28 protein-coding genes are annotated in these 26,550 nt (G+C 66.6%); 14 read left to right on the top strand and 14 right to left on the bottom strand.

The genetic code is table 11. The annotated features are described in order from the left end of the window. Window positions 1-34: 34 nt before the first annotated feature. Entirely contained in the window at window positions 35-1,132 is a 1,098-nt protein-coding gene (locus AC1DYD_RS06215) for a DNA glycosylase AlkZ-like family protein (protein WP_478171874.1), read from the bottom strand. Between the two features lie 238 nt (window positions 1,133-1,370). Between AC1DYD_RS06215 and AC1DYD_RS06210 the strand changes: the two genes are divergently transcribed. The 3 genes from AC1DYD_RS06210 to AC1DYD_RS06200 all read left to right on the top strand — a co-directional run bounded on the left by AC1DYD_RS06210 (window position 1,371) and on the right by AC1DYD_RS06200 (window position 4,198). Continuing rightward, window positions 1,371-2,225 carry a hypothetical protein gene (locus AC1DYD_RS06210; protein WP_478171873.1) on the top strand — a complete coding sequence of 285 codons (855 nt, stop codon included), beginning with the start codon at window positions 1,371-1,373 and terminating at the stop codon, window positions 2,223-2,225. A gap of 79 nt (window positions 2,226-2,304) precedes the next feature. Then, complete coding sequence (locus AC1DYD_RS06205) at window positions 2,305-3,378, top strand: TAXI family TRAP transporter solute-binding subunit (protein WP_478171872.1); 1,074 nt, start codon at window positions 2,305-2,307, stop codon at window positions 3,376-3,378. A gap of 166 nt (window positions 3,379-3,544) precedes the next feature. Beyond that, window positions 3,545-4,198, top strand: a complete 654-nt coding sequence (locus tag AC1DYD_RS06200; protein ID WP_478171871.1) for a peroxiredoxin — start codon at window positions 3,545-3,547, stop codon at window positions 4,196-4,198. 70 nt (window positions 4,199-4,268) lie between these two features. Here AC1DYD_RS06200 and AC1DYD_RS06195 read toward each other — a convergent pair whose 3' ends face one another. Continuing rightward, a complete protein-coding gene (locus AC1DYD_RS06195; RefSeq protein ID WP_478171870.1) occupies window positions 4,269-4,703 on the bottom strand; it encodes a cupin domain-containing protein in 435 nt (144 codons plus the stop codon). Between the two features lie 111 nt (window positions 4,704-4,814). After that, window positions 4,815-5,450, bottom strand: a complete 636-nt coding sequence (locus AC1DYD_RS06190; RefSeq protein WP_478171869.1) for an FABP family protein — start codon at window positions 5,448-5,450, stop codon at window positions 4,815-4,817. A 400-nt stretch (window positions 5,451-5,850) separates the two neighbouring features. Here AC1DYD_RS06190 and AC1DYD_RS06185 point away from each other — a divergent pair, with 400 nt between their 5' ends. After that, window positions 5,851-6,501, top strand: a complete 651-nt coding sequence (locus AC1DYD_RS06185) for an FMN-binding negative transcriptional regulator (RefSeq protein WP_478171868.1) — start codon at window positions 5,851-5,853, stop codon at window positions 6,499-6,501. A 4-nt stretch (window positions 6,502-6,505) separates the two neighbouring features. Next, entirely contained in the window at window positions 6,506-6,931 is a 426-nt protein-coding gene (locus AC1DYD_RS06180; protein ID WP_478171867.1) for a hypothetical protein, read from the top strand. 63 nt (window positions 6,932-6,994) lie between these two features. On the opposite strand, the gene AC1DYD_RS06175 is transcribed toward AC1DYD_RS06180, so the two are convergent. The 8 genes from AC1DYD_RS06175 to AC1DYD_RS06140 form a co-directional block, all read right to left on the bottom strand. Next, on the bottom strand, window positions 6,995-7,873 hold the full coding sequence (locus AC1DYD_RS06175; RefSeq protein ID WP_478171866.1) for a sugar phosphate isomerase/epimerase family protein: 879 nt from the start codon (window positions 7,871-7,873) through the stop codon (window positions 6,995-6,997). Between the two features lie 12 nt (window positions 7,874-7,885). Beyond that, window positions 7,886-8,788 (bottom strand): NAD(P)-dependent oxidoreductase, encoded by a 903-nt coding sequence (locus AC1DYD_RS06170; RefSeq protein ID WP_478171865.1) that lies wholly within the window; start codon window positions 8,786-8,788, stop codon window positions 7,886-7,888. An 11-nt stretch (window positions 8,789-8,799) separates the two neighbouring features. After that, window positions 8,800-9,495, bottom strand: coding sequence for an SDR family NAD(P)-dependent oxidoreductase (locus AC1DYD_RS06165; protein ID WP_478171864.1), 696 nt, complete (start codon window positions 9,493-9,495; stop codon window positions 8,800-8,802). Continuing rightward, the gene (locus AC1DYD_RS06160) at window positions 9,492-10,457 is read right to left on the bottom strand and encodes a Bug family tripartite tricarboxylate transporter substrate binding protein (protein WP_478171863.1); all 966 of its coding nucleotides are present in this window, start codon (window positions 10,455-10,457) and stop codon (window positions 9,492-9,494) included. The genes AC1DYD_RS06165 and AC1DYD_RS06160 overlap by 4 nt, the downstream gene beginning before the upstream one ends. Window positions 10,458-10,482: 25 nt before the next feature. Beyond that, complete coding sequence (locus tag AC1DYD_RS06155) at window positions 10,483-11,670, bottom strand: dihydrodipicolinate synthase family protein (protein ID WP_478171862.1); 1,188 nt, start codon at window positions 11,668-11,670, stop codon at window positions 10,483-10,485. Window positions 11,671-11,680: 10 nt separating this feature from the next. Continuing rightward, window positions 11,681-12,856: a Gfo/Idh/MocA family protein gene (locus AC1DYD_RS06150; RefSeq protein WP_478171861.1), complete on the bottom strand. Its 1,176-nt coding sequence runs from the start codon at window positions 12,854-12,856 to the stop codon at window positions 11,681-11,683. 25 nt (window positions 12,857-12,881) lie between these two features. Continuing rightward, entirely contained in the window at window positions 12,882-13,856 is a 975-nt protein-coding gene (locus AC1DYD_RS06145) for a tripartite tricarboxylate transporter substrate binding protein (RefSeq protein WP_478171860.1), read from the bottom strand. Between the two features lie 190 nt (window positions 13,857-14,046). Continuing rightward, window positions 14,047-14,694, bottom strand: coding sequence for a TetR/AcrR family transcriptional regulator (locus AC1DYD_RS06140; protein ID WP_478171859.1), 648 nt, complete (start codon window positions 14,692-14,694; stop codon window positions 14,047-14,049). Window positions 14,695-14,793: 99 nt separating this feature from the next. Here AC1DYD_RS06140 and AC1DYD_RS06135 point away from each other — a divergent pair, with 99 nt between their 5' ends. Then, on the top strand, window positions 14,794-16,515 hold the full coding sequence (locus AC1DYD_RS06135) for a thiamine pyrophosphate-binding protein (protein ID WP_478171858.1): 1,722 nt from the start codon (window positions 14,794-14,796) through the stop codon (window positions 16,513-16,515). A 61-nt stretch (window positions 16,516-16,576) separates the two neighbouring features. Here the strand turns inward: AC1DYD_RS06135 and AC1DYD_RS06130 are convergent, their stop codons facing one another. Beyond that, window positions 16,577-16,999 (bottom strand): SWIB/MDM2 domain-containing protein, encoded by a 423-nt coding sequence (locus tag AC1DYD_RS06130; protein ID WP_478171857.1) that lies wholly within the window; start codon window positions 16,997-16,999, stop codon window positions 16,577-16,579. 172 nt (window positions 17,000-17,171) lie between these two features. Then, on the bottom strand, window positions 17,172-18,038 hold the full coding sequence (locus tag AC1DYD_RS06125) for a DMT family transporter (protein WP_478172021.1): 867 nt from the start codon (window positions 18,036-18,038) through the stop codon (window positions 17,172-17,174). Between the two features lie 90 nt (window positions 18,039-18,128). Between AC1DYD_RS06125 and AC1DYD_RS06120 the strand changes: the two genes are divergently transcribed. Both AC1DYD_RS06120 and aceA read left to right on the top strand, forming a co-directional pair. Continuing rightward, a complete protein-coding gene (locus AC1DYD_RS06120) occupies window positions 18,129-18,533 on the top strand; it encodes a gamma-glutamylcyclotransferase family protein (RefSeq protein ID WP_478172020.1) in 405 nt (134 codons plus the stop codon). Between the two features lie 398 nt (window positions 18,534-18,931). Beyond that, window positions 18,932-20,251 (top strand): isocitrate lyase, encoded by a 1,320-nt coding sequence (gene aceA / locus AC1DYD_RS06115; protein ID WP_478171856.1) that lies wholly within the window; start codon window positions 18,932-18,934, stop codon window positions 20,249-20,251. Between the two features lie 85 nt (window positions 20,252-20,336). Here aceA and AC1DYD_RS06110 read toward each other — a convergent pair whose 3' ends face one another. Further along, entirely contained in the window at window positions 20,337-21,305 is a 969-nt protein-coding gene (locus tag AC1DYD_RS06110; RefSeq protein WP_478171855.1) for a GlxA family transcriptional regulator, read from the bottom strand. A 115-nt stretch (window positions 21,306-21,420) separates the two neighbouring features. Here AC1DYD_RS06110 and AC1DYD_RS06105 point away from each other — a divergent pair, with 115 nt between their 5' ends. The 6 genes from AC1DYD_RS06105 (at window position 21,421) to pheS (ending at window position 26,528) form a co-directional block, all read left to right on the top strand. Beyond that, window positions 21,421-21,732 (top strand): putative quinol monooxygenase, encoded by a 312-nt coding sequence (locus AC1DYD_RS06105; RefSeq protein WP_478171854.1) that lies wholly within the window; start codon window positions 21,421-21,423, stop codon window positions 21,730-21,732. Between the two features lie 221 nt (window positions 21,733-21,953). Next, window positions 21,954-23,861: a threonine--tRNA ligase gene (gene thrS, locus AC1DYD_RS06100; protein ID WP_478171853.1), complete on the top strand. Its 1,908-nt coding sequence runs from the start codon at window positions 21,954-21,956 to the stop codon at window positions 23,859-23,861. A gap of 97 nt (window positions 23,862-23,958) precedes the next feature. Then, entirely contained in the window at window positions 23,959-24,576 is a 618-nt protein-coding gene (gene infC / locus AC1DYD_RS06095; protein ID WP_478172019.1) for a translation initiation factor IF-3, read from the top strand. 155 nt (window positions 24,577-24,731) lie between these two features. After that, entirely contained in the window at window positions 24,732-24,935 is a 204-nt protein-coding gene (gene rpmI, locus AC1DYD_RS06090; protein WP_028253491.1) for a 50S ribosomal protein L35, read from the top strand. Window positions 24,936-24,959: 24 nt separating this feature from the next. Next, the gene (gene rplT, locus AC1DYD_RS06085) at window positions 24,960-25,319 is read left to right on the top strand and encodes a 50S ribosomal protein L20 (RefSeq protein WP_012747009.1); all 360 of its coding nucleotides are present in this window, start codon (window positions 24,960-24,962) and stop codon (window positions 25,317-25,319) included. Between the two features lie 132 nt (window positions 25,320-25,451). Further along, complete coding sequence (pheS, locus tag AC1DYD_RS06080; RefSeq protein WP_478171852.1) at window positions 25,452-26,528, top strand: phenylalanine--tRNA ligase subunit alpha; 1,077 nt, start codon at window positions 25,452-25,454, stop codon at window positions 26,526-26,528. The last annotated feature ends 22 nt before the right edge of the window (window positions 26,529-26,550 follow it).

Here is a 26,550-nt window from a genome sequence, read left to right as displayed (position 1 = left end):
GCCCCAGGCGGCGGGGGGGCGGCGCGGCAGCGCGTCAGCGGGCGGCGAGGAATTGCGCCATGCGCTGCAGCTCGTCGTCGAGTGCGGCACGAAAGGCGGGTCCCTTCGGCGCGGCGCCGGCGGCGTAGCCGAACGCGGGCTGCAATCGTCCTTCGCGGGCCGACACGTTGGCCCAGCCGATCACTTGCTCGTGCCACAGCATCGGCAACGCGTAGTAGCCGAGCCTTCGCTTCGGCGGCGGCGTGTAGGCCTCGAACTTGTACGACCAGCCCCACAGCAGCTCGAAGCGGCGGCGGTCCCAGACCACCGGGTCGAAGGGCGCGAGCAGGCGCAGCGCATCGTCGGGCGCATGGCGGCGCGAACGCGGGTTCTCGTCGGCCGGCCAATACCAGGTGCCGCCGTCGATGCGGCAACTGGCGAGCTGTTCGCGCGCCATCCGGAGGGCGGCCTGGGTCTGCGCCGACAGATGCGGGGCGCCGTAGCCGAGCAATCGCACCAGATAGGTCAGGCTGGCGGCCGGCAGGGGCGCGTACTGGCGCACCACCAGGTCGACCAGCGCGGCGGCGCGCCGGGCGCGGCCGGCCGGGCTGTCGTCAGCGGGCGGATGCGTCACCGCCTCGTAGATGCGGGTGCCGCCGTCGCGCCGCTTGACGCGCAGCAGGCCGCGGTAATGCATGCCGTCGAGCAGGTGCGTGCTGGCGTTGCTCGAGCCGCCCCAGTGGTTCTTCATGCGGCCGTGCGCGAAATGCTGCTCGACCTCGCGCGGATGCACCGGCCCGCGCTCGCGCACGAAGGCCAGCAGCTCGGCCGCCTTGCGCCGGGTCTCGGCATCCCAGGCGGGCGCGGCCTGGCGCGGATGCATCAGCGCCAGGTGCTCGCGCGGCAGGAAGCCGTAGTTGACGAGGCAGTCTTCCTCGACCGCGAGCCGCGTGTAGCGGTTCTCGAGATCGCCGGCACGGTAGTCCTTGACGCGATGGCGCAGGGTCAGGTCCTGCGCGCGCGCCGGGGCGCGGATCGGATCGGCTTGCACGAAACCCAGCCGCCGGATCGCGCCTGGCAGCGTCGTGGGCCGGAAGAGGGTGCGCGCCACCGCGTAGCGGCGCAAGTCGTCGAGGCTGGTTTCGGCAGGCATGCGGCGAATTGCAGCACAGCTTCGGGGAGCCTGCAGCGTGGCCGGCCTGCCCGTGGGCGGCCTCGACCACCGGGCCGCCGCGGCGTATGGTCGATCCCCTGCCTGCCCGGGGGTGCGTAGGACAAGGCGCACAAATGGCGACGGCGGCCGCCGACGCGACCCTCTTGGTCGGGCGCGAAAGTAGATTCAAAATGGGCAAATGGCTCGACCGCCGCGAGCATGGATCTTGTGTCGAAACATGGCGAACCTGGCCGATCTGGACCCATCGTTCTCAGTTCCCTGCAGGCGATGCGCCGCGATGCTGCAGAAGGGGAACCGCTTTTGCCCATTCTGCTTCGAGGACCAGTTCGCCACGGTCGACACCGACGATGCTCGACCGCCGGTCCAGCGCGGGCGGGGCCTCTCTGTCGCAGCGCAAGCGCCGGCCCCCGTGCTCATCGACTTTTCGGACACGGCGCAGCCGGATGCGGAGGAAGTCATCCACATCCCCGGCCCGACGGGTGCGACCCTCGAGGAGGCCGACCCCGGGATCGGCCTTGTCCGACCTGGCGCCTTCGGGCATATGGAGGTTCTGGTTGGCGGCGATACCGCGCAGGGGGCGGCCCGCTTGACAACCCCGCGGCGCGTGGTGATCGGCATCGCGGGCGTGCTGGTCTTGATTGCGCTCGTCCTCATGGGTCTCGGGCATTTCGGCGATCGGAACGAGGCCGGCGGACTGCCAGCGTTCAGGGCCGACATCGAGCGCGTGCAGGCCGCCTTGAACCGTGGCGACCTGGGTGCCGCCGAGCCGATGCTCGCGGCCTTGGACGCCGAGCATGCGGACGACCCGGTCGTTCAGGCGCTGAAGGAGGCTTTCGATCGGCGCGTGCAAGAACTGGCCGCGAAGCGAGGACAGCTCCCGGAGGCCGTGCTGAAGGCCTCCACGGCGCTTCGACTGAACGAGAGCACGGTTCCTCCGGCCCCTGCCGCTGCCTCCTTGCCGCGGGAGGCGCCGGTGGCCGTCGACGCTGCACCGGCCACCAGCCAGGGGGGGGCGGAGGACAAGGAGTGTGGCCAGGCGCTTGCGGCGCTGGCTTTGTGCCAGAAGAAGTAGAGGGTGCGAACGGGACAGCGAGCCGCACGAATGAGCCAGGCATCACCTGGCGGTAAAAGCAAACTTCGATGGAGCCAGCATGCCAATCAGAGCCTTGTTGACCGCGCTGTTGTGGATGGTCTTCCTCGGGTACGCGGCGGCGGCACCCCGGGCGGAGTACAAGATCGTCACCGCATCGAAAACCGGTACCTACATTCAGATCGGCCGAGACCTTGCCACCTGGGTCGCCGCGCCCGCCGACATCGATCTCGAAGTGCTCGAGTCGAAGGGCTCGGCGGAGAACGTCCAGCGCATGCGCTTCGAGGCCGGCGTCAAGATGGCCCTGGTGCAGTCCGATGTCTACCAGGCTTTCCTGGACGAGGCGAAGGCGGGCAACGCCGATGCCGGCAACATCATTCGTCCGCTGCGGCTCATCATGCCGCTCTATGACGAGGAGATCTACTTCATCGCCCGCGCGGACTCGCCGCTGAACAGCATCCACGAGATCCGGAACCAGAAAATCGGCGTCGGACCGCTCGGCAGCGGCACCGCACTCACCTCGAGAACGCTCTACCAGCTGATGTTCGGGGAGCCGCTGCCGCCCGACAACACGCAGTACCTGAGCAACGAGGAGGCGCTGGCCAGGCTCACGGTCGACAAGTCGATCGACGTCGTCATCATCGTCGCCGGACAGCCGGCCAAGCTGTTCTCGGACATGAAGGCCGAGGCGCGCAACTACATCAAGATCCTGAAGCTCGACGACGCGGCGCCGGAGACGGTGCGCGCGAAGAAGACCTACTTTCCCGGGGCCATACGTGCTGCCAGCTATTCGACATGGCTCAAGGCCGACGTGCCCACCCTGACCGTGAAGGCCTACCTCGTCACCTACGACTACGGACTGCAGTCGACGGTCGGAAATCTGACCCGCTTCGCCGAGTCCCTTTGCACCAATTTCGACAAGCTCCAGGCCAACGGCCACCCCAAGTGGAAGCAGGTTCGCCTGGAGCTGCCGGCCCTGGGCCAGGGGTGGCGCTACTACGCGCCGATGGAAAAGCGCATGCGCGCCTGCATCGCCCGCCGCACGGCCCCCGGCGCAGCGTCTCCTGCCTATGCGCCGCCGCCAACGCGCGCCTGCACGGAGCAGGAACTGGTGCTGGGCATCTGCAGGCGGTGAATGTGGGGGTACCTTCAAATCCCTGTCCTGGCGAGCGGCGCGCCACGCGGCCGGCGATGGAGAGCGGGCGTGCCGCCGAAGAGCCTGCTCCCGGTCCTCGGCCTGTTCGCCCCGCCGCGATAGTCTGGCAAACTTGCAGTCGCTCGACAACCTGGAGAACATCGCCATGGCATTGCGTATCAACGACACGGTCCCCGACTTTTCAGCCGAGACCGATCAGGGCCCCATCACCTTTCACGACTGGATCGGTTCGGGTTGGGCGATTCTTTTCTCGCATCCGAAGGACTTCACGCCGGTGTGCACCACCGAATTCGGCGTGGTCGCGCAACTGGCTGACGAGTGGGCCAAGCGCGGCACCAAGGTGATCGGCGTATCCGTCGACGGCGTCGACGCGCACAAGAAGTGGAAGGGCGACATCGAAGGCTTCGCGGGCACCAAGTTGGGCTTCCCCATCATTGCTGACGAAGGCCTGGCCGTGTCCAAGGCCTTCGACATGCTGCCTGCCGAGGCCTACCTGCCCGATGGCCGTACCGCCGCGGACACGGCCACCGTGCGTTCGGTGTTCATCATCGGTCCGGACAAGAGGCTCAAGCTTTCCATGACCTACCCGATGTCGGTCGGTCGCAACTTTGCAGAGGTGCTTCGCGCCCTGGATGCCTTGCAGCTGACCTTCAATGTTCCGCTGGCGACTCCTGCCAACTGGACCGCAGGCGAGGACGTCATCGTCGCACTCGCCCTCAATGACGATCAGGCCCGCGAGAAGTACGGCAGCATCGACATCAAGCTGCCGTACCTGCGCACGACCAAGGCGCCGAAGTAATCCGGATCCGAGGCGTCCGAGCTCTCGTGTCGAGCGCATCGGTCGCCTTGGACATCCGGCGTGCGAGACGCTAGGTCGGGGCTGGCGCCGCCGGGACCAGTCCGTAGCGGGTCATGACGGCGACCAACGCCGCCTTGTCCGGCGGCCCGCCGGCGCTGACCACTCCAGCGACATCGCGAAAGTACTGGGCGCCAATGTCCGGCGATTGCACGACGAGGGCCTGGGCTGTCGCTGCGAAGGGGTTCGAGAACTGGTGGACACTGCCCTTGGGACTGAACATGGCCTCACCGGCGGCGAGGTCACGGGTGTCGGCGTCGACGGAATATCGCAGCGTTCCTTCCAGCACGTAGACGCATTCGTCGTTGTTCGTATGGCTATGCGGAGGCGGTACGTTCGAGCCGGGCGGCACGGTGAGTTCAAACAGGCCGACACTGCCAGTCTGCGACCCGTCCACCAGGTAGCGAATGGACAGCTGGCCGACGCTGATTGCTGACGAATCGTTCATTTTTCAGTCTTCCATCGCATGATGCAGGGCCGGCCATCATGCCGGAATCGACCCGCCCTGGGAATGGCGGCGAGGGGCGGATGCCCGGTCCGGGTCGTGCTGCCGAGGCCCTCAATCCTGCGCTGCCAGCGGATTCGGCGACGGCTCGCCGATCTTCGTGAGCGTGTTGCGGTCGGTGTGATGAAAGGGTTCGGCCAGCCCTTGGATCTGCATGACCGTGTCCTGGTCGTACGACCAGGTGCCGTCGGCATGGAAGCCGACCTTGATACGCCACTCCAGCGTGGTGAATGCATGCTCGAGGAAGGGGTTGGAGACGATGCCGTTCACGAGGCTGCCGTGCGTGGCGACCAGTTCGAACTGGTCTGCATCGGCATCGACGCGGCCGCTCGCCATCGCGACCTGGCCGCGAGGAATCGCCAGCGTGAGCATGACGGTGCGGGTGGCGGGCTCCCACAACCAGTAGCCGACCTGGTCGTGATACATCTTGGTCAGCCCAGGCTTGTGAATGTAGGTGTGATAGCGCAGGCCATAGAGCACTTGCGGGCCGTTGGTCTGGGGATCGATCGGCTGCAGTTCATAGTGCTCCACATAGACCTGCGTCTTCGGTCCCTGCGCCTTCGGCTTGACGTCCACGCCCTTCTCGCCGCGCCAGAGGCCTGCCATCCGGCGCAGGGGGCCGAGGTTGGCGAGGGTGTTGCCATCCAGGGGGGAAGGCTCGGTGTAGATGTCGTTGGGGAAATTGGGCATGGAATCGCTGGGAAAGGTTGAGCGGTTGGAATCATGCCGCAAACAGTTCCGGCAGGGCGCATGGTCCGCCGTCGATCGACAATGATCGCCGTGATGCGCCAGTTGGGTCCCGCGGCGCGGACGAACGAAACAATGCCTGCTGGCACGGGTTTGCGAGCACTCGGTCGAATGGGATCGCCAGGCCAGTGAGAGCGATGGCGACCGCGGTCGAGGGCCGGGCATTCGACTCAATGGTCGGTCGTTATTTCAGAAGTTTCCGAGTCTTCGCCCCGGGCCACCGCAGCTACCGTTGAGCCGACCGCAGGACTGCGCCGTGCCACCCCTGCCATCGTGCCTTGTACGATCTTTTCGTCCTTCTGGGCTACCGCAGGCGGTTCGCCGCCATGACCTGAATCTCCGCATGTACATCCGCAAGCACCATGAACTGCCCGGCACCGTTGCCGCCCATGCGTTGATCGAGGCTCATCCGCTCGGGGCCTGGGTTGCGCCGGGGGACGTCGGGCTTCTTGCCAACCACGTCCCTTTTCTTCTGGACCGCTCGCGCGGCCAGTTCGGAACCCTCCTTGGCCACGTCTCGCGCGCCAATGCTGTCTGGCGGCAACTCCCGGCATCGGGGCAATCGCTCGTCATTTTCCAGGGGCCCCAGGCCTATATCACCCCGGGCTGGTATCCGGGCAAACAGGAGCACGGAAAGGTTGTCCCGACCTGGAACTACGTCGTCGCGCACGCGCGTGGTGTCGCGCGCGCCATCCACGACGAGGCCTGGCTGCGCGATCTGCTGGCTCGACTTACGGCCATCAACGAGAGGGCGAGGCCGATGCCATGGGCGATGGCGGACGCGCCAGCTGACTTCATCGACAAGCTGTTGCGTGCCGTGGTGGGGATCGAAATTCCGATCGATGCCCTCGTCGGCAAACTCAAGGCGAGCCAGGACGAGGAGTTGCAAGACAGGTGGGGCACCGTGGAAGGCCTGACCGCCGAGGGCACCGAGAGCGCACTGGCAATGGCTTCGCTCGTGCGCAAGGCCATCGATCGGTCCGAAGGCGACTGAGACCATGCGCAAGAAGCCATTCCTGCCCACGCACATGCGGGTGCTCGTCGCGGTGTATTCCATCGCCAGTCTGGCGCACTTCACGCACAACGCCGAGTTCATCGCCTTCTATCCCAACATGCCGACCTGGCTCACCCGGGAGTATGTGTACCTCGCGTGGCTGGCGGTTGTCAGCCTGGGCGTCGGGGGGCTGCTTCTCGCCCGGCTGGGATTGCGTGCCTCGGGGTTGGTCCTCATCGGTGCCTACGGGGCCATGGGGCTCGATGCCCTGGGCCACTACACCCTTGCGCTCTGCTCTGAGCACTCTGCCGCAGCCAATTTCACGATTGGGTTCGAGGTCATCAGCGGTTTGGCCCTGATGCTCGCGTCGGTGCTGCTGCTGAGGCGCGGTCGGTTTCTGGCGCGACCCGGATCGCGTGTTCACCTGTGACCGTCGACGACGCGATCCGAATTCGATGCGGCGGATGCCCGAGCCGCTGGCGAGCCAGCCCGCTCAGACCACGCTGCGGTGCCGCTCGATGCAGGTCGCCAGCGTCTCCTCGCCGGAGCGCTGCCACCAGTCCAGCGCCGAGAAGATCTCGACCTCGCTGAAGCCCGCGAAGCCCGCCGCCTCGACCCAGCCGCGGATCTTGCGCAGCTCGATCACGCCGTCGCCCATCATTCCGCGGTCCGACAGCAGGTCGCGGGTCGGCGTGAGCCAGTCGCAGACGTGGTAGGCGAGCAGGCGCTCCTTGCCGGCACGCGCGATCTGCCGCTCGAGCTTCGGATCCCACCACACGTGGTAGACGTCCAGCGCCACGCCCAGCATGCCGGAGCGCCCGGCATCGAGTTCGTCGCACAGGTCCAGCGCCTGCTCCAGCGTGTTGATGCAGGCGCGGTCGGCGGCCTGCATCGGGTGCAGCGGCTCGATCGCGAGCGGCATGCCGACCTCGCGCGCGTAGGCCAGCGACGCCGCGATGCCGTCGCGCACCTCGCCGCGTGCGCGGCCGATGTCCTTGTAGGCGACCTTGCCCTCGAGCGCACCGGGCAGCGCGCCGACCACCAGCACCAGGCAGGGCGCGCCGAGGGCCCTGGCCTCGTCGATGGCGCGGCGGTTGTCGTCCAGCGCGGCCCTGAGGCCGGCGGCGTCGGGCGCGGGGAAGAAGCCGCCGCGGCAGTAGCCCGAAAGCCCGATGCCATGCGACTTCAGCTGCTTCGCGACCTTGTCGATCCCGACCGCGGAGACCTGGTCGCGCCACGGGCTGATCGCGCGGATGCCGCGTTCGGCGCACTGGTCGATGATGCGGTCCAGCGGCACCTCGGCGCCGCGCTGCTTTCGCACGGTCGCGGTGTTGATGGACAGCCAGTGATGATCCTTCGAGAAATCGCGCATTTCGCTTCAGCCTCAGTCTTTGTGCCGCTCGCGCCGAAACTGGCGCAGGATGGCGGCGTTGTCGAGATCGCCATCGCCGGCGGCGACAGCGGCGCGCATCAGCGCGGCGTGGGTTTCCGAGAGTGGCAACCGCTGGCCCGTGGCCCGACTGCTGTCGAGCATCAGCTCGACATCCTTCAGGTGCTGGCGGATGCGCGACTGCGGTGCGAAGTCGCCGGCGACCATCATCGCGCCCTTGGCCAGCGCAGCGTCGGAGCGCGCGGGCGTCGCGAGCACCAGTTCCAGGAACTGTGCCGGCGCGATGCCCATGCTCTCGGCCAGCACCATGCCTTCGGCCAGCGCGGCGCGGTTGAGGCCCAGCACCAGGTTGGTCGCGAGCTTGGCGCGCGCGCCCATGCCGGCGCCTCCGACCCGGATGCGGCGTGACGAAAGCGCCGCCAGCACGGAGTCGCTGGCGCGCACCGCGTCTTCGTCGCCGCCGATCAGCATCGTGGCGTCGCCCGCCGCGATCTGGCTGCTGGAGCCCGACAGGGGGGCTTCGATGAGGTCGATGCCCTGCGCCTCGAGGCGCTTCGCCAGAGCCTCGAGTGCCTCGGGGTCGCCCGTCGAGCAGTCCACCAGCACCCGCACCGCGCCACCCGCCAACAGGCCCTGCGGGCCCTCGGTCGCATCAAGCACGCCTCGGGTGTCGAACACGGCCAGCACGACCGTCGCGCAGGCGCTGCCGATCTCGCGCGGCGAGGCGGCCGTGCGAACGCCGGACGCGCGCAGCGCATCGCGCGCTTCGTCGCGCAGGTCGTAGCCGATGACATCGAAACCGCCCGCGACGAGGCGACGGGCCAGCGCGCTGCCGACGAGACCGAGGCCGATCAGCCCGACGGGGTTCACGGCGTCTACAGCTTCCTGAGCAGGCATGCGTTCCCGCGTCACAGCGACGCGCCTCCGCAGATCCGGATGTCCTGGCCGGTGATGGCGGCGGCGTCTGGCGACAGCAGATAGGCCACCAGCGCCGCGATCTCCCGCGGCTCGATCAGGCGGCCCAGCGGCGGCAGCTTCGGCGCCACCGACTGGCGCGCCGGATCGTCGAGCATGGCGGTAGCGGTCGCGGCAGGCGACACCACGTTGACCGTGACGCCACTGGCAACCACTTCGGCCGCCCAACTGCGCGCCAGCGCGACCAGCGCCGCCTTGCTCGCCGCGTACTGGCTGCGCCCGGGCATGCCTCGCGACACCCGGCTGCCCACCATCACCACGCGGCCGCGGCCCGCCTGCGCCATGGCGGGCACGGCGATGTCGGCCATGCGGGTCAGTGCGTCGACATGCAGCCGCCACATGAGCCTGCCGTCCTCCGACGCCAGCGCGCCCAGCGCACCGACGCGCAGCACGCCGGCCGCGTGGACCAGTGCGTCGGCGACACCGGCCGCCCGGGTCGCCGCCTCGGTGGCCGCGCCGTCGCACAGGTCGACCCTGACCGGGAGGAAGTCCTCGTGCACGATGTGCGCCGGGGCGAGATCGAAGCCGATCACCTGCCAGCCGTCGGCCAGCAGCCGATGGGCAATCGCCTGGCCGATGCCCGAACTGGTCCCGGTGACGATGGCGCGCTGCTGTGCCACTTCGGTCATTCGAGACGGATGTTGCCGTCGGTGATGATCTTCTGCGAGCGCGCCATGTCCTCGCGCTGGAAATTCGCGAACTCTTYGGCCGAACCCGGCGTCAGGAGCAGGCCCTGCTGCATCAGCTTGTCGCGCATGTCGGTCGCAAGCGCCTTGTTGACCTCGGCGTTCAGGCGCTGCGTGATTTCGGCCGGCAGCTTCGCGGGGCCCCACAGCCCGTACCAGCTGTAGAACTCGTAGCCCGGGATCGTCTCGCCGACCGTGGGCACGTCCGGCAGATTGGGCGCCCGCGTCTTGGAAGTCACCGCGATCACGCGCAGCATGCCGCTCTTGTGGTACTGCACGGAGCCGAGGATCGGGTCGATGAAGCCGTCGATCTGTCCGCCGATCAGGTCCTGGAAGGCCGGCGCCGTGCCCTTGTAGGGCACGATCAGGTAGTTGATCTGGCCGGCGCGTTTCAGCAGTTCGGTCGACAGGTGGCCGGCCGAACCGATCGAGCCCACCGCGAAGGTCATCTTGCCGGGATTGGCCTTTGCATACGCCAGCAGCGACTTGACATCGGTGATCGGCAGGTCCTTGTTGATCGCGACCGACAGCGGCGCCTTGGCGACCAGCGCCACCGGCGTGAAGTCGTTGACCACGTTGTAGGGCGTGGACTTCATCGTCATCGGCGCCGTGACGAAGGTCGATGCGTTGAAGAGCAGCGTGTAGCCGTCGGCCGGCGCCTTGGCCACCGCGTCGGCGCCGATGGTGCCGTTGCCGCCCGGCTTGTTGTCGACGACGAAGGTCTGGCCCAACTGCTCGCTCAACTTCTGCGCCAGCGCGCGGCCCACGGTGTCCAGCGTGCCGCCGGGCGGGAATGGGATGATGACGCGCACCGGCCGGACCGGCCAGGACTGCGCCATCGCGCCCGCCGCGGTGAAGGCCAGGATCAGCGTCAGCAAGGACTTGGCGAACAACGGAGTCTTCATGGCTTGTCTCCTTCGTGGAATCGGATCAGGCGTCGACGCCGTGCAGCGCCAGCAGCGTTTTCATGCGCCGCACTGCCAGTTCGGGCTGCTCCAGCAGGTTGGCCGCATCGGCCAGCCGGAACAGCTCGGCGAAGTGCTGCAGCGAGCGCGTGCTCTGCTGGCCGCCGACCATCGTGAAATGATTCTGATGGCCATTGAGCCAGGCCATGAAGACCACGCCGGTCTTGTAGAAGCGGGTCGGCGCCGCGAAGATGTGGCGCGACAGCGGCACCGTAGGGCCGAGGATGGCGTGGAACTTCTCGACATGGCCCTGCGCCAGTTCGCCCAGCGCCGCGCTGGCCGCCGGCGCGATGGCGTCGAAGATGCCGAGCAGCGCATCGCTCTGGCCGTGCGTCTTCTCGCTGCCGTGGCCGTCGCCCGCGATCATCTCGGCATAGTTGAAGTCGTCGCCGGTGTACATGCGCACGCCCGGCGGCAGCCGCCGCCGCATCGCGATCTCCTTGTCCTTGTCGAGCAGCGAGATCTTGATGCCGTCGACCTTGTCCGGATGGGCCGCGATGATGCCGAGCGCGGTGTCCATCGCGCGGTCGACATCGGCCGTTCCCCAGTAGCCCGCCAGCGCCGGATCGAACATGTCGCCGAGCCAGTGCAGCACCACCGGCTGCCTGGCCTGGCTCAGGATGCGGTCGTACACGCGCTCGTAGTCGGTCGGACCCTTCGCGACCCGGGCCAGCGCGCGGCTGGCCATCACGATCAGCTTGCCGCCGAGCGCCTCGATCGCTGCCATCTGCTCCTCGTAGCCGCGAATGACGTCGTCGACGCTGCGGACCTCGTCGATGTTCAGGTGGTCCGTGCCGCAGCCCGAGGCCACCAGCGCCCCCGGCACGTCCTTTGCGGCATCGAGCGAGCGGCGGATCAGCTCCAGCGAGGTCGGCCAGTCCAGGCCCATGCCGCGCTGCGCCGTGTCCATGGCCTCGGCCACGCCGAGCCCCAGCGACCACAGGTGCCGGCGCAAGGCGATGGTCGCGTCCCAGTCGACCGCGCATTGCAGCCACGGGTCGACCGCGGCCAGCGGATCGGCCACCACGTGCGCCGCCGAGTAGGCGATGCGGTTGAATTTGACGCCCGCGGGCGGCCGAACCGGCGTGCTGCCGCGCAAGGCGTAGGGCGCGAGCGCGCCGCCGGCGCCGGGGAGGGTGAGCGAGAGGGCCATCGGGGTCACCTCAGATCTTCAGCGCCGGCACATCGACCCAGCGCCGGTCCTTCCAGCTCTCGAGCGCGGTCTCGACCAGCTGCACGCCCTTGGCGCCTTCGGGCAGCGTCCACCTGTAGGGCGCGTTCTCGACCACGTGGCGGATGAAATGCTCCCACTGGATCTTGAAGCCGTTGTCGTAGACCTGCGAGTCGGGGATCTCCTGCCATTGGTCGAAGAAGTTCATGGTCTGCTTCTCGTCCGGGTTCCAGATCGGCCGCGGCGTGGCGACGCGCGACTGCGCGCGGCACGACGACAGGCCCGCCACGGCCGAGCCGTCGGTGCCGTCGACATGGAAAGTCACGAGGTCGTCGCGCCGCACGCGCGTCACCCAGCTCATGTTGATCTGCGCGATCACCGGCTCGCCGTTGTGGCCCTTGAGCTCGCAGGTGGCGTAGGCGGCGTCGTCGGCCGTGGCCTCGTAGGGCTTGCCGGCTTCGTCCCAGCGCTTCGGAATGTGGGTGGCGCCGATGCACGACACCGACTGCACCTCGCCGAACAGGTTGTCCAGCACGTAGCGCCAGTGGCACATCATGTCGAGGATCATGCCGCCGCCGTCTTCCTTGCGGTAGTTCCACGAGGGCCGCTGGATCGGCTGCAGGTCGCCCTCGAACACCCAGTAGCCGAACTCCAGGCGCACCGACAGCATGCGGCCGAAGAAGCCGGCGCGGCGCAGCATGTCGAGCTTGCGCAGGCCGGGCAGGAACAGCTTGTCCTGCACCGCGCCGTGCTTCAGGCCCTTGGTTCTTTCGGCCTCTTCGGCCAGCCGGGCGATCTCGACCGCCTCGTTGAGATTGGTCGCGATCGGCTTCTCGCAGTACACGTGCTTGCCGGCGCGGATCGCCTTGGCCAGCAGCGTCGGGCGCATCTGCGTGGTGCCGGCATCGAAGAAGATCGTGTCGTCCTTGTTCTCGAGCGCGCGGTCGAGGTCGGTCCCCCAGCGCGCGATGCCGTGCGCCTTGGCAAGCGCTTCGATCTTCTCGGCGTTGCGGCCGATCAGGATCGGGTCGGGCATCACGGTGTCGCCGTTCGAGAGCGTCACGCCGCCCTGCGCGCGGATCGCGACGATCGAGCGGATCAGGTGCTGGTTCATGCCCATGCGTCCGGTGACGCCGTGCATGATGATTCCGAGTCGTTGTTGTGCCATGGGGTGGTTCTCCGCTGAAAGTGGCTTAAGGGGCTGGCGACAGGCCGGCGGCCTTGACCAGGCTTGCGTTGCTCGCGATCTCGTCCTTGATGTAGGCGTCGAACTGCTCGGGCTTGAGCGTCCAGGCATCGGCGCCGAGCTTCAGGAAGCGTTCCTTGACTTCGGGGCTGGCGAGCGCCTTCGCGACCTCGTCGTGCAGCCGGTTGACGACATCGCGCGGCGTCTTGGCCGGCGCCATCATCCCGATCCAGAAGTTGAACTCCGAGCCGGGCACGCCGGCCTCTGCAGTGGTTGGCACCTCGGGCAGCGCGGCCGCGCGCTTCGGCGAGCCGACGGCGAGAGCCAGCAGGTGGCCTTCGCGGATCTGGCCGATCACCGGTGCGATCGGCGAGAAGTAATAGTCGACCCGGCCCGACAGCACCTCGGTCACGGCGTCGGCCGAGCCCTTGAACGGGATGTTGGTGGCAGCTATCTTGGCGGCCAGCTTGAACTTCTCGGCGTTCAGGTGGGTCGCGCTGCCTTGCCCGGCCGAGGCGAAGTTGATGCTGTCCGGCTTGGCCTTGGCGGCGGCGACCAGCTCCTTCAGTGTCTTGATGTTCTTGGACGGCGAGATCACCAGCGCGTTCGGCAAGGTCGAGATCGGCGTGATGCCGGCGAAGTCGTTGACCGTGTCGAAGGGCAGCTTGGCGAAGGTCGACGGGCTCACCGTGTGCGACGACGAGTGGATCATGATCGTGTAGCCGTCCGGCGAAGCCGTCGCCACGGCCTGCTGGCCGATGGTGCCGCTGGCGCCGCCGCGGTTGTCGATCACCAGCGTCTGGCCCATGCTGGCGCTCATCTTGTCTGCGATGGCGCGGGCGATGATGTCGGTGGTGCTGCCGGCCGCGAAGGGCACGATCACCCGGATCGGCTTGGTCGGGTAGTGGGCCTCGGCAGCGGCACCGAAGGCGGCGGTGAGGGCGATGCAGGCCAGCAGGCCGGCGCGGCGATTGGGTTTCATGATGTCTCCTTGTGCTTTGGGGTCGGCGACGGTGCCTGCATCGGCAGGTTGCGAAGCGTCGACGAGGATGGGAGTTGACCTGGAGCCGGATGGTGCTGTCGCAAGCTTCAATTCACCAATAAGTGAATTAGCAATTCTAGGAATGCCATCGTCGGCCAGTCAACCGGCGAGCCCCTAGGAGATACCCGTATCAGCGCAGGACGTAGCCGAGCACCAGGTCGGTCATGTGCGACAGGCGTTGGGCCATCGCCTTCGGCGCCCGCAGGTCACGCCCGAAGACCGCCGACAGGGTGTCGTTGTTCGACAGGTAGAAGTAGCACAGCGACGCGATCGAGATGTAGAGCTGCACCGGGTCGACGCCGGCGCGGAACAGGTTGTCGCGGCGGCCGCGCTCGAGCACGCCGTCGAGCAGCGCGACCAGCGGCGAGTTCATCTCCTGGATGCGTTCGGAGCGCTTGAGGTGTGCGGCCCGATGCAAGTTCTCGCTGTTGAGCAGCGTGATGAACTCGGGATGCTCGAGGTAGTAGTGCCAGGTGAAGGAGACCAGCCGGCGGATCGCCTCCACCGGCTCGACCGCGTCGAGGTGCAGTTGCTGCTCGGCCTCGCGGATGTCGGCGTAGGTGCGTTCGAGCACCGCGAGGAAGAGGTCGTCCTTGCTGCCGAAGTAGTAGTAGATCAGGCGCTTGTTGAGGCCCGCGCGCTCGGCGATGCTGTCCATGCGGGCGCCTGCCAGGCCGCGCTGCGAGAACTCGTCGCGCGCCGAGGCGAGGATCGCGAGCTGCGAGCGGTCGGCGTCGCGCGAGCGCGGTTCGGCGGCGACCGGGGTGGGAGCTTTCATGGGGAGAATTTAACCAATTGGGGAATTAAGGCAAGCAGGCGCGGGCCGAACCGATAATTCGAACACCCCATTGCACCAGAGAGAAAGAGGCGCCCGTCCATGCATACAACCCAACCCGCCGGCCATCTGATTGTCGAATGCCTGGTCGAGCAAGGCGTCGAGCTGGCCTTCGGCGTCCCCGGTGAGAGTTTTCTCGCGGTGCTCGACGGCTTCCATGCCTACGGCGATCGCATCCGCTTCGTCGTCAACCGCCAGGAGGGCGGCGCGGCCTTCATGGCCGAGGCGCACGGCAAGCTGGGCAACCGGCCCGGCGTCTGCTTCGTGACGCGCGGGCCCGGCGCCACCAATGCCTCGATCGGCGTCCACAACGCCTTCCAGGATTCGACCCCGATGGTGCTCTTCGTCGGCGATGTCGGCAGCGACTTCCGCGACCGCGAGGCTTTCCAGGAGGTCGACTATGCGAGCTTCTTCGGTCCCAGCACCAAGGGCTTCGCCAAGCGCGTGGAGCGCATCGACGATGCCGACCGCATCCCCGAATACGTGGCGCGCGCCTTCGCCACCGCGATGAACGGGCGCCCGGGCCCGGTGGTGCTGGTGCTGCCCGAGGACATGCTGCGCAGCATGACCGCTGCCCGGCCGCTGAAGCGGGTCGAGGCGGTGGCGGCCTGGAGCGACCCCGGTGCGCTGCGCACCCTGCGCGAGCTGCTGATCAAGTCGGAGCGTCCGCTGGTGATCGCCGGCGGCGGCGGCTGGACTCCGCAGTCGGCGCAGGCGCTGCAGCGCTTCGCCGAGAACTGGAGGCTGCCGGTGACCAACGCCTTTCGCTTCCAGGACACCTTCGACAACCACCATCCGCTGTATGCCGGCGATGTCGGCATCGCGATCAATCCGAAGCTGGCCGAGCGCGTGCGGCAGAGCGACCTGATCCTCGCGATCGGTCCTCGGCTGGGCGAGATGACCACGGGTGGCTACACGCTGCTCGAGGCGCCGAAGGCGAGGCAGACGCTGGTCCACATCCATGCCGGCGCCGAGGAGCTCAACCGGGTCTACCAGGCCGACCTGGCGATCAATGCCGGCATGGCCTCGGCCGCGCGCAGCCTCGAGGTGCTCAGCGCGCCGCCGGAGCTGCCGTGGGAGGCCTGGACCGCGGCCGCCCATGCCGACTACCTTGCCAACCTGGAGCCGCAGCCGCTGGCCGGCCTGCCGGCCGAGGCGCCGCGCGGCGCGGTCGACATGGTGGCGGTGGTGCAGTTGCTGCAGAAGCACCTGCCGGCGGATGCCGCGATCACCAACGGCGCCGGCAACTTCGCGAGCTGGGTGCACCGCTACTTCCGCTATCACGGCCTCGCCAAGGGCCACAAGACGCAACTCGCGCCGACCAGCGGCGCGATGGGCTACGGCGTGCCGGCGGGCATCGCGGCCAGCATTGCGACCGGGCGCGTCGCCTTCACGATCGCGGGCGACGGCGACTTCCTGATGAACGGGCAGGAGCTTGCCACCGCCTCGCAGCATGGCGGCAAGAGCATCATCGTGCTGCTCAACAACGGCATGTTCGGCACCATCCGCATGCACCAGGAACGCGAGTACCCGAACAAGGTGAGCGGCACCGCGCTTCGCAACCCCGACTTCTGCGCGCTGGCGCGGGCCTATGGCTACGCCGCCGAGCGCGTGACCGAGACCGCGCAGTTCGAGGCGGCGCTGTTGCGCGCGCTGGCGGCCGATACCGGCACGCTGATCGAGATTCCGCTCGACCCCGAGGTGATCACCACCCGTGGCACCCTGAGCGCGATCACCCGGTCGGCCGAGGCCGCGGGCCGCTGAAGCCAAAAAAAAGCCGGCTGCTGCCGGCTTTTCCAGGCAAGCGCACGAGGCGCTCGCGGGTTCACTTGACGTGCTTGCCGATCAGCGAAGCCAGTTCGAACATCGACACTTGGGCCTTGCCGAAGATTTCCTTCAGCTTGGCGTCGGCGTTGATGTTGCGCTTGTTGGCCTTGTCCTGAAGGTTGTTCTTCTTGATGTAGTCCCACAGCTTGCTCACCACGGCGGTGCGCGGCAGAGGCGTCGAGCCGACCACGGCGGCGAGCGCCGGGCTGGGGGTCAGTGCCTTCATGAACGCAGCGTTCGGGGTGCGCTTCTTGGCGGGAGCCGCCTTCTTCGCAGGAGCCTTCTTGGCCGGAGCAGCCTTCTTGGCGGGTGCCGCCTTCTTTGCAGGAGCAGCCTTCTTCGCCGGTGCCGCCGCCTTCTTGGCCGGTGCGGCCTTCTTCGCGGGAGCTTTCTTGGCCGGAGCCTTCTTTGCAGTTGCCATGGTTGAATTCCTTTTTTGGTTGGACACTTTCACCAATGAAAAGCAGTGTCTCCATCGGCATTGCGGATGCTAAAGGAGAAGAAACGCGTTTCCAAGGGAAAAAGAGACTTTTTCATTGGGAGCTGTTGTTTTTTCAGAGGGAGAAAGCACGTTCGTTCCCCTCGGAGAGCCTTCAGTTGCGGCGCGCGGGCCATGTCGCGAGCACGACGCCGAGCAGCGCGAGCGCGAAAGCGACCACCTGCGCAGTCGCGAGGCCCTCGCCGAGCACCAGCACGCCGACCACCGCGGCGCTCACCGGCAGCATCACGGTGAAGACGCCGGCCTGTGACGCCGGCACGCTCCTCAGGCCCGTCATCCAGAGCCATACGGTCCAGATGCTCGCGGCCAGCGCGTAGACGAAGAGCAGGCTCCAGAGGCCGATCGACACGGCGCCGAAGTCGAAGCGCAGCGCGAACCAGAGGCCGAAGGGCGTCGACAGCACGAAGCCCCAGAGGTTGATCAGCGAGGAGATGCGCCTGGGTCCGAGCCGTCCGGTCAACGACTTCCCGATCACCGCGTAGGCGGCCTCGCAGAGCACCGCGCAGAACACCAGCAGGTTGCCCAGCCAGGGCATCGAGGAGGTGTTCGCGGTGCCGGCATGCGGGGCCGCCGTCGCCGGCGCGAGCGCCAACAAGCCGATGCCGAGCGCGGCGCAGGCGATCGCCAGTCCGACGCGCGCGGCGATGCGCTCGCGCAGGAAGGCCCAGCTGCCGATCGCCACCACGGCCGGGATCGAGGCCATGATCACGCCGGCCGAGACCGCGCTCGTCAAGCTGACGCCGAACAGCATGCAGATCGAGAACAGGAAGTTGCCGAGGAAGGATTCGAGGAACACGAGGCCGCGCGTGCGGCCGGTCATCGGCGGTTCCCCGGCCGGTCGCCGCAACCAGTGCGGCATCGCCAGCGCCGCGATGCCGAAGCGCAGCCACGCCAGCAGCAGGACCGGAAAGGCGGCCACCAGCGGCTTGGAGAGGGCGACATAGCTGCCGACCAGCGACATGCTCAAGGCGAGGCAGCCGTAGGCCACCAGGCGGCCGGGTGCGTGGGATGCGGAGTTCAATAGCTGATCGTTCAGAGGATTGATTTGATGATGCCCGATTCGAATGCCCGCCCCGCCTCGCCCCGCCATGTCTTCGTCTACGGCACCTTGCGCGCGGGCGGCAGCAACGACATCTCCCGCTTCTCGCCCGCGCCGGTGCGCATCGCCGATGGCGAGATCGACGGCACGCTCTACGACCTCGGCCCTTATCCGGGCGCGGTGCTGGACGGCGAGGGCAGGGTGCGGGGCGAGATCTACTGCATCGCGCCGGAGCTCGAGCGGCAGTTAGACCGGCTGGAAGAGGTCAGGCCCGACGACAGCGGCGAGTACATCAAGCGGGAGGTGCAGGTACGCGTGGCCGGCGCGCTGCTGGCCTGCCTGGTCTACGAGATCCATCCGGACCGGATCGCCGGTCGCGTCGCGATCGGTAGCGGGGACTGGTTCCGGCGAAACTGAAATGAAACACCCCCGAAGCGCCTGCGGCGCCTCCCCCCTGAAGGGGGGCGATACCGGCGGCCCGGCAAAGCCGGTTCCGCGGTATCCCTGGTATCGGACTGCGCCGGTTTCATGGGTCGCGGAAGGCGCATCGCGCCATGGACCACCGAATTTCAGCTCCCGCCCTCAACGGTTTCACGCGCGAAAAACTCGCTTCGCATTATGAAAAGAACGACTGCTGCGCCGCAATATTTTTCTCAATACGAGAAAATTAATTTTGCATTGAGAAAAGTGATTGTAAGTTGTTGATTTTGCTCATACAAAAATATGTCTTCTATAAGACATAAGAGTGGGGCTCTCGCTTAAAGTAACTTCCACGACGCGACAGCGCCACCTCTCAATCAACCCTCGGAGTGACCATGCCCCAGACCATCACAGAACAACTGAGCCGCGAACAGCAGATTGCCGCCCTCGAAAAGGATTGGGCGACCAATCCGCGCTGGAAGGGCATCAAGCGCGGCTACAGCGCGGCCGACGTCGTGCGCCTGCGCGGCTCCTTCCCGATCGAGTACACGCTGGCCCGCCGCGGTGCCGAGAAGCTGTGGGACCTGGTCAACAACGAGCCCTACGTCAACTGCCTCGGCGCCCTGACCGGCGGCCAGGCCATGCAGCAGGTGAAAGCCGGCGTCAAGGCGATCTACCTGTCGGGCTGGCAAGTCGCCGCCGACAACAACAGCTACGCCTCGATGTACCCCGACCAGTCGCTGTACCCGGTGGACTCGGTGCCGACCGTGGTCGAGCGCATCAACAACACCTTCCGCCGCGCCGACGAGATCCAGTGGTCCAAGGGCACGAACCCGGGCGACGAGGCCTATGTCGACTACTTCGCGCCGATCGTGGCCGATGCCGAAGCCGGCTTCGGCGGCGTGCTCAACGGCTTCGAACTGATGAAGGCCATGATCCGCGCCGGCGCCGGCGGCGTGCACTTCGAAGACCAGCTCGCCTCGGTCAAGAAGTGCGGCCACATGGGCGGCAAGGTGCTGGTTCCGACCACCGAAGCGGTGCAGAAGCTGATCGCCGCGCGCATGGCGGCCGACGTCTGCGGCACGCCGACGCTGGTCATCGCCCGCACCGATGCCGAAGCCGCCGACCTGCTGACCAGCGACTACGACGAGAACGACAAGCCCTTCCTGACCGGTGAGCGCACCGCCGAAGGCTTCTACAAGACCAAGAAAGGCATGGACCAGGCGATCTCGCGCGCCATCGCCTACGCCTACTACGCCGATCTGGTGTGGTGCGAGACCGGCACGCCCGACCTCGAGTTCGCCCGCAAGTTCGCCGAGGCCGTGCACAAGGTGCACCCGGGCAAGATGCTGGCCTACAACTGCTCGCCGTCCTTCAACTGGAAGAAGAACCTCGACGACGCCACGATCGCCAAGTTCCAGCGCGAACTCGGCGCCATGGGCTACAAGTACCAGTTCATCACGCTGGCCGGCATCCACTCGATGTGGTTCAACATGTTCGACCTGGCGCAGGACTACGTGAAGCGCGGCATGTCGGCCTATGTCGAGAAGGTGCAGGAGCCCGAGTTCGCGGCCCGCGACCGCGGCTACACCTTCGTGTCGCACCAGCAGGAAGTCGGCACCGGCTACTTCGACGAAGTGACCACCGTGATCCAGGGCGGCAAGTCGAGCGTCACCGCGCTGACCGGTTCGACCGAGGAAGAACAGTTCCACTAAGACCCGAGGGTCTCTGATTCATATCCCCGCGTGAGCGATCACGCGGGGATTTTTTTGTCTGCGGGCAGTGACGAGCGTGGGGGTCTCAGTCGGCGGCCATGCGAAGGTCGCGTACACCCCTGTCCAGGCGCCGGCGAAGCAGCGCACGCAGCGTGACGCCCTCGGCGTAGCCGACCAGGGTCGCGATCTGCTCCAGGCTCTTGTCGCTGGTCTTCAGCAGGTGCACCGCACGCTCGACCCGCAGGTCCTGGAAGTACGACAGCGGCGTCTTGCCGAGCACCTGCTGCATGCGGCGCGCCAGCGTGCGCTTGCTGGTGCCGGCGGCCAGCGCCGCATCGTCGAGCGAGAAGCCTTCGGCCAGCCGGCCGCGGGCCCAGCGTTCGAAGCGCTCGACGGTCGGATCCGAATGGCTCAGGTGGTCGGTGATCACGTAGGCCGACTGCGAGGGCCGCGAGTCGACGATCAGGTACTTCGCCACCAGCGTGGCCAGCTCGGGGCTGGCCTGGCGCACCAGCAGCAGCGCCATGTCGACATGGCTCAGCGCGGCACCCGCGGTCACGAAGGCGCCGGAATTCACCAGCATGCGCGACTCGTCGAGCCGCACCGCCGGGTAGCGCTGGCGGAACAGCGTCGACAGCCACCAGGTGGTGGTTGCGTTCTGGCCGTCGAGCAGGCCCGATTCGGCGAGCACGAAGGTGCCGATGCAGGCCGCGGCGATCCGGACGCCGCGCGCCGACTGCGCGCGCAGCGCGGCCGTGGCGTCCGCGATGTCGCGGCGCCGCAGCGCGGCCTGGAGCCCGTCAGGCGTCTTCTCGCCGATCGCCGGGATCACCGTCCAGTCGGGCGTGCGTGCCGGGCCGGCAGGCAGCACCGGCACGCCGAGCCCCTGCGCGGTGCGCACCTTCCGGCGCATGCCGACCAGCGCGACGTCGAAAGGCGGTCCCGCCTCCAGGCCGAGCATGCCGGCCAGTTCGTTGGCGGTGCCGAAGACGTCCTGCACCGTCGCCAGGCCGGTGTCGAACACGCCGTCGAGCGCGAGGACGTCGATTTTCATGGCAATAACGATATCAAAGATGTCAAAAATGCCAATAGGACAAAGCCGAGCCCGGGCCTAGAGTTTCATGGCAGGTCGACGCAATCCCGCGCAACCGCAGTCACAGGAGACCCTCATGATCAAGTACGCACTGTTCGCCCGCCTCGAAGCCAAGCCGGGCAAGGAAACCGAAGTCCAGCAGTTCCTCGAAGCCGGCCTGGCGATGGCGCGGGACGAGAAGACCACGCCGATCTGGTTCGCGCTGCGCCTGTCGCCGAGCACCTTCGGCATCTTCGATGCTTTCGAGGACGAGGCCGGGCGCCAGGCTCATCTGGCCGGGCCGATCGCCCAGGCCCTGATGGCGAAGGCGCCGGACCTGTTCGCCAAGCCGCCGTCGATCGAGCAGATCGACGTGCTGGGCCTGAAGAATGCCGCGCCGGCGCGTTGATCGGCGCAGCGGATAGAATCTGCGCCTCAGTCTCAGCACCCACAAGAGCGAGAAAGGCACCCTGGTTATGACACCGCGAACTACACCGCACGCAACGAGCGGTCTTTTCCCCGAAGGAAAAGGCCGGTAGGCCGCGCACGCTGGAAATCTCTCCAGCCCATGAACCAGAGCCAAGCGCGGTCCACGACCGCGCTTTTTTTATTTCTCGTCGAGGTTTTTCCATGATCCAGATCACGCTTCCCGACAACTCGCAGCGCGAGTTTCCCGGCCCGGTTTCGGTGGCCGACGTTGCCAAGGCCATCGGCCCCGGACTGGCCAAGATGACGGTGGCCGGCAAGGTCGACGGTCGGCTGGTCGATGCCAGCGACATCATCGGCCACTCCGCCAAGCTGCAGATCATCACGCCCAAGGACGACGAGGGCCTGGAGATCATCCGCCACTCGACGGCCCACCTGGTCGGCCACGCGGTGAAGCAGCTCTACCCGACGGCCAAGATGGTGATCGGCCCGGTGATCGACGAAGGCTTCTACTACGACATCTCGTATGAGCGCCCGTTCACGCCCGAGGACATGGCGGCGATCGAGGCCCGCATGCGCGAGCTGATCGCGCAGGACTACGACGTCATCAAGAAGATGACGCCGCGCGACGAGGTCATCGACGTCTTCAAGTCCCGCGGCGAGGACTACAAGCTGCGGCTGGTCGAGGACATGCCCGACGAGCAGGCCATGGGCCTCTACTACCACCAGGAATACGTCGACATGTGCCGCGGCCCGCACGTGCCGAACACGCGCTTCCTGAAGGTCTTCAAGCTCACGAAGCTGGCCGGCGCCTACTGGCGCGGCGACGCCAAGAACGAGCAGTTGCAGCGCATCTACGGCACGGCCTGGGCCGACAAGAAGCAGCTCGACGACTACATCAAGCGGATCGAGGAGGCCGAGAAGCGCGACCACCGCCGGCTCGGCAAGGAACTCGACCTGTTCCACATCGACGAGGCCGCGCCGGGCCTGGTGTTCTGGCACCCGAAGGGCTGGTCGATCTGGCAGCAGGTCGAGCAGTACATGCGCAAGATCTACCGCGAGACGGGCTACCAGGAGGTCAAGGGCCCGCAGATCCTCGACAAGAGCCTGTGGGAGAAGACGGGCCACTGGCAGAACTACCGCGAGAACATGTTCACGACGGAGTCGGAGAAGCGCGACTACGCGCTGAAACCGATGAACTGCCCGGGCCACGTGCTGATCTTCAAGTCGGACCTGCGCAGCTACCGCGACCTGCCGCTGCGCTACGGCGAGTTCGGCCAGTGCCATCGCAACGAGCCGTCGGGCGGCCTGCACGGCATCATGCGCGTGCGCGGCTTCACGCAGGACGACGGCCACGTGTTCTGCACGGAAGACCAGATCCTCGAGGAGTGCGTGGCCTACACGGCGCAGTTGCTCAAGGTGTATGCCGATTTCGGCTTCACGGACATCCTCTACAAGGTCGCGACGCGGCCCGACAACCGCATCGGTTCCGACGAGCTGTGGGACAAGGCCGAGAACGCGCTGATGGAGGCGCTGCGACGCTCGGGCGTGGAGTTCGTCATCTCGCCGGGCGAGGGCGCGTTCTACGGCCCCAAGATCGAGTACACGCTGCGCGACGCGATTGGCCGCCACTGGCAGTGCGGCACGATGCAGGTCGACTTCAACATGGCCGAACGCCTGGGCGCCGAGTACGTCACGGAATCCAGCGGCCGCGCCCACCCGGTGATGCTGCACCGCGCGATCGTCGGCAGCCTCGAGCGCTTCATCGGCATGCTGATCGAACACCATGCCGGCGCGCTGCCCGCGTGGCTCGCTCCGACACAGGTGGTGGTGCTCAATATCAGCGAAAACCAGGCCGATTACGCCGCGGAAGTTGCCAAAACGCTGCAGAATCAAGGGCTTAGAGTCTCGCTCGACCTGCACAACGAAAAGATTACGTATAAAATACGGAAGCATTCGTTGCAAAAGCTTCCCTACATCCTGGTCGTAGGCGACAAGGAGAAGGAAGCTGGTGCCGTCGCAGTGCGCGCCCGGGGCAATGTTGACCTCGGTGCCATGTCGGTGGAGGCCTTCTCTCAAAAGATCGCCCACGACATCCAACACAAGCTTTGAATTCGACCGGATTCAAGGGCTGATTTTTTTGATCAGGCTGCTTGTGGGCGTGGATTCGACGGTGTTCGCTACAGAAATGTGGCAAATTGTTTGAAGGATTCTGACCATCGCTACTGCATTTCGCGACCGCCGCCACCGCGAGGAACGCCAACACCGCCTGAACCGGGAAATCATGGCCCCGGAAGTCCGCCTGATCGGGCCCGAGAACGAGCCATTGGGTGTAGTGAGTCTTGCCGAGGCTTTGCGCCTGGCTGGTGAACAAGACGTCGACCTGGTCGAAGTCGTCGCGGCGGCCAATCCGCCCGTCTGTCGGCTGATCGAGTACGGCAAGTTCAAGTACCACGAGCAGAAGAAGGCGGCCGAGGCGAAGTCGAAGCAGAAGGTCATCGAGGTCAAGGAAATCAAGTTCCGGCCCGGTACTGACGATGGTGACTACAACATCAAGATGCGCAACATCCGGCGCTTTCTTGAAGAGGGTGACAAGTGCAAGATCACGCTGCGGTTCCGCGGTCGTGAAATCACTCACCAGGAGCTCGGCCTGGCGCTGTTGCAGCGCATCCGTGACGAACTCGCCGACCTGATCGTCGTCGAGCAGTTCCCGAAGCTCGAGGGCCGGCAGATGATCATGATGATCGCGCCGGGCCGCAAGAAGGCGGGTGGGGCTGCAAAGCCGGCGGCCGAAGCCGCGCCGGCAACCGCTCCGGCGGCGGTCTGAGTCGTCGCCCGCCTGGGCGGGCCAGTTTTCGAAGGATTTCGCTGTGGCCTTCGCCCTCGGGTGAAGGCCACAGCGAGATAAAGAAGTGTCTCGGGGCCAACAAGCCCGTGGAGTTTCCGCGGCGCCTCACGAGCACAAACTAAAGGAGCATTCACATGCCCAAAATGAAGACCAAGAGCAGCGCGAAAAAACGTTTCCGCGTTCGTCCCGGTGGCACCGTCAAGCGCGGTCAAGCCTTCAAGCGTCACATCCTGACCAAGAAGACCACCAAGAACAAGCGTCACCTGCGGGGTGCAACGGCAGTTCACGAGACCAACATGGTTTCGATGGCCGCCATGTTGCCCGGCAGCGGCATTTAATCCAGACGAACAAGGAGTACACACATGCCTCGCGTCAAACGTGGTGTAACGGCTCGCGCCCGCCACAAGAAGGTTCTCGCACTCGCCAAGGGTTTCCGCGGTCGCCGCGGCAATGTCTTCCGCATCGCCAAGCAGGCGGTGATGAAGGCAGGCCAATATGCCTACCGTGACCGCCGCACCAAGAAGCGCGTGTTCCGTCAACTGTGGATCGCGCGTATCAACGCCGCCTCGCGTGAACTGGGCCTGACCTACAGCCAGTTCGCCAATGGCATCCGCAAGGCCGGAATCGAGATCGACCGCAAGATGCTGGCCGATATCGCCGTGCACGACAAGGCCGCTTTTGCCGGCATCGTGGAGCAGGTCAAGGCCAAGCTGGCTGCTTGATCCTGCAAAGCAGGTGGCGGTCTCCGGACTGCGGCCTGCGCCCACGTCAAGGGCTGGCGCTTGAAAGGGCTCCAGCCCTTTTTTCATCGCTCTTGCCCGCCCGTCTTCTTTTTGATCTCGAAGAATTTCTCCATGAACGAGTTGGACTCCCTGGTCGACACCGCACGCGCCGCCTTCGCCACAGCGTTGGTCCCGGCCGAACTCGAGAACGCGAAGGCGCAGTTCCTCGGCAAGTCCGGCCGTATCACCGAACTGATGAAGGGCATGGCGGCACTCGGCGTCGACGAGAAGAAGTCGCGCGGCGCCCAGATCAACGTTGCCAAGCAGGCGATCGAGGCCGCGCTCACCGAGCGCCGCCAGCAACTGGCCGACGACGAGCTCGCGGTGCAGCTGCGGGCCGAGGCGCTCGACGTCACGCTGCCCGGCCGGCGCCGCGTGGCCGGCGGGCTGCATCCGGTGAGCCGCACCATGGAGCGCATCGAGGCGATCTTCTCGAGCATGGGCTTCGATGTCGCCGATGGCCCCGAGATCGAGAGCGACTGGCACAGTTTCACCTCGCTCAACAACCCGCCGAACCATCCGGCGCGCTCGATGCAGGACACCTTCTACGTCGACATCGACGGCGAGGACGGCGTGCCCTACAACCTGCGCCCGCACACCAGCCCGATGCAGGTGCGCTACGCGAACCAGCACGTCAAGAAATACGCCGCGCAGTTCGAGGCCGCGGCAGCCGACACCACCGGCACCGTGAAGGCGCCCGAGATCCGCGTGATTGCGCCGGGCCGCACCTATCGCGTCGACAGCGACGCCACGCACTCGCCGATGTTCCACCAGTGCGAAGGCCTGTGGCTGGGCGAGAACGTGAGCTTCAAGGACCTGAAGGTCGTTTTCACCGATTTCTGCCGCACCTTCTTCGAGAGCGATGACCTGGTGCTGCGCTTCCGGCCCAGCTTCTTCCCCTTCACCGAGCCGAGTGCCGAAATCGACATCCAGTTCCAGCACGGCCCGCTGGCCGGCCGCTGGCTCGAGGTCGCGGGCTCGGGGCAGGTGCATCCGAACGTGGTGCGCAACATGGGGCTGGACCCCGAGCGCTACATCGGCTTCGCCTTCGGCATGGGCCCGGACCGGCTCACCATGCTGCGCTACGGCGTCAACGACCTGCGCCTGTTCTTCGACGGCGACCTGCGCTTCCTGAGCCAGTTCCAGTAAACACAGCTACAACGAGATCGAC

The organism is Variovorax sp. P4_B11 (assembly GCF_056402355.1).
Note: the sequence above shows the minus strand (reverse complement) of the source record. Positions and strands in the feature narration are given on the sequence as shown.

What these genes read in the sequence shown, in the direction of transcription:
- AC1DYD_RS06215 (WP_478171874.1), bottom strand. Translation starts at nt 1,132, where the DNA reads ATGCCTGCCGAAACCAGCCTCGACGACTTGCGCCGCTACGCGGTGGCG.
- AC1DYD_RS06210 (WP_478171873.1), top strand. Translation starts at nt 1,371, where the DNA reads ATGGCGAACCTGGCCGATCTGGACCCATCGTTCTCAGTTCCCTGCAGG.
- AC1DYD_RS06205 (WP_478171872.1), top strand. Translation starts at nt 2,305, where the DNA reads ATGCCAATCAGAGCCTTGTTGACCGCGCTGTTGTGGATGGTCTTCCTC.
- AC1DYD_RS06200 (WP_478171871.1), top strand. Translation starts at nt 3,545, where the DNA reads ATGGCATTGCGTATCAACGACACGGTCCCCGACTTTTCAGCCGAGACC.
- AC1DYD_RS06195 (WP_478171870.1), bottom strand. Translation starts at nt 4,703, where the DNA reads ATGAACGATTCGTCAGCAATCAGCGTCGGCCAGCTGTCCATTCGCTAC.
- AC1DYD_RS06190 (WP_478171869.1), bottom strand. Translation starts at nt 5,450, where the DNA reads ATGCCCAATTTCCCCAACGACATCTACACCGAGCCTTCCCCCCTGGAT.
- AC1DYD_RS06185 (WP_478171868.1), top strand. Translation starts at nt 5,851, where the DNA reads ATGTACATCCGCAAGCACCATGAACTGCCCGGCACCGTTGCCGCCCAT.
- AC1DYD_RS06180 (WP_478171867.1), top strand. Translation starts at nt 6,506, where the DNA reads ATGCGCAAGAAGCCATTCCTGCCCACGCACATGCGGGTGCTCGTCGCG.
- AC1DYD_RS06175 (WP_478171866.1), bottom strand. Translation starts at nt 7,873, where the DNA reads ATGCGCGATTTCTCGAAGGATCATCACTGGCTGTCCATCAACACCGCG.
- AC1DYD_RS06170 (WP_478171865.1), bottom strand. Translation starts at nt 8,788, where the DNA reads ATGCCTGCTCAGGAAGCTGTAGACGCCGTGAACCCCGTCGGGCTGATC.
- AC1DYD_RS06165 (WP_478171864.1), bottom strand. Translation starts at nt 9,495, where the DNA reads ATGACCGAAGTGGCACAGCAGCGCGCCATCGTCACCGGGACCAGTTCG.
- AC1DYD_RS06155 (WP_478171862.1), bottom strand. Translation starts at nt 11,670, where the DNA reads ATGGCCCTCTCGCTCACCCTCCCCGGCGCCGGCGGCGCGCTCGCGCCC.
- AC1DYD_RS06150 (WP_478171861.1), bottom strand. Translation starts at nt 12,856, where the DNA reads ATGGCACAACAACGACTCGGAATCATCATGCACGGCGTCACCGGACGC.
- AC1DYD_RS06145 (WP_478171860.1), bottom strand. Translation starts at nt 13,856, where the DNA reads ATGAAACCCAATCGCCGCGCCGGCCTGCTGGCCTGCATCGCCCTCACC.
- AC1DYD_RS06140 (WP_478171859.1), bottom strand. Translation starts at nt 14,694, where the DNA reads ATGAAAGCTCCCACCCCGGTCGCCGCCGAACCGCGCTCGCGCGACGCC.
- AC1DYD_RS06135 (WP_478171858.1), top strand. Translation starts at nt 14,794, where the DNA reads ATGCATACAACCCAACCCGCCGGCCATCTGATTGTCGAATGCCTGGTC.
- AC1DYD_RS06130 (WP_478171857.1), bottom strand. Translation starts at nt 16,999, where the DNA reads ATGGCAACTGCAAAGAAGGCTCCGGCCAAGAAAGCTCCCGCGAAGAAG.
- AC1DYD_RS06125 (WP_478172021.1), bottom strand. Translation starts at nt 18,038, where the DNA reads ATGTCGCTGGTCGGCAGCTATGTCGCCCTCTCCAAGCCGCTGGTGGCC.
- AC1DYD_RS06120 (WP_478172020.1), top strand. Translation starts at nt 18,129, where the DNA reads ATGCCCGATTCGAATGCCCGCCCCGCCTCGCCCCGCCATGTCTTCGTC.
- aceA (WP_478171856.1), top strand. Translation starts at nt 18,932, where the DNA reads ATGCCCCAGACCATCACAGAACAACTGAGCCGCGAACAGCAGATTGCC.
- AC1DYD_RS06110 (WP_478171855.1), bottom strand. Translation starts at nt 21,305, where the DNA reads ATGAAAATCGACGTCCTCGCGCTCGACGGCGTGTTCGACACCGGCCTG.
- AC1DYD_RS06105 (WP_478171854.1), top strand. Translation starts at nt 21,421, where the DNA reads ATGATCAAGTACGCACTGTTCGCCCGCCTCGAAGCCAAGCCGGGCAAG.
- thrS (WP_478171853.1), top strand. Translation starts at nt 21,954, where the DNA reads ATGATCCAGATCACGCTTCCCGACAACTCGCAGCGCGAGTTTCCCGGC.
- rpmI (WP_028253491.1), top strand. Translation starts at nt 24,732, where the DNA reads ATGCCCAAAATGAAGACCAAGAGCAGCGCGAAAAAACGTTTCCGCGTT.
- rplT (WP_012747009.1), top strand. Translation starts at nt 24,960, where the DNA reads ATGCCTCGCGTCAAACGTGGTGTAACGGCTCGCGCCCGCCACAAGAAG.
- pheS (WP_478171852.1), top strand. Translation starts at nt 25,452, where the DNA reads ATGAACGAGTTGGACTCCCTGGTCGACACCGCACGCGCCGCCTTCGCC.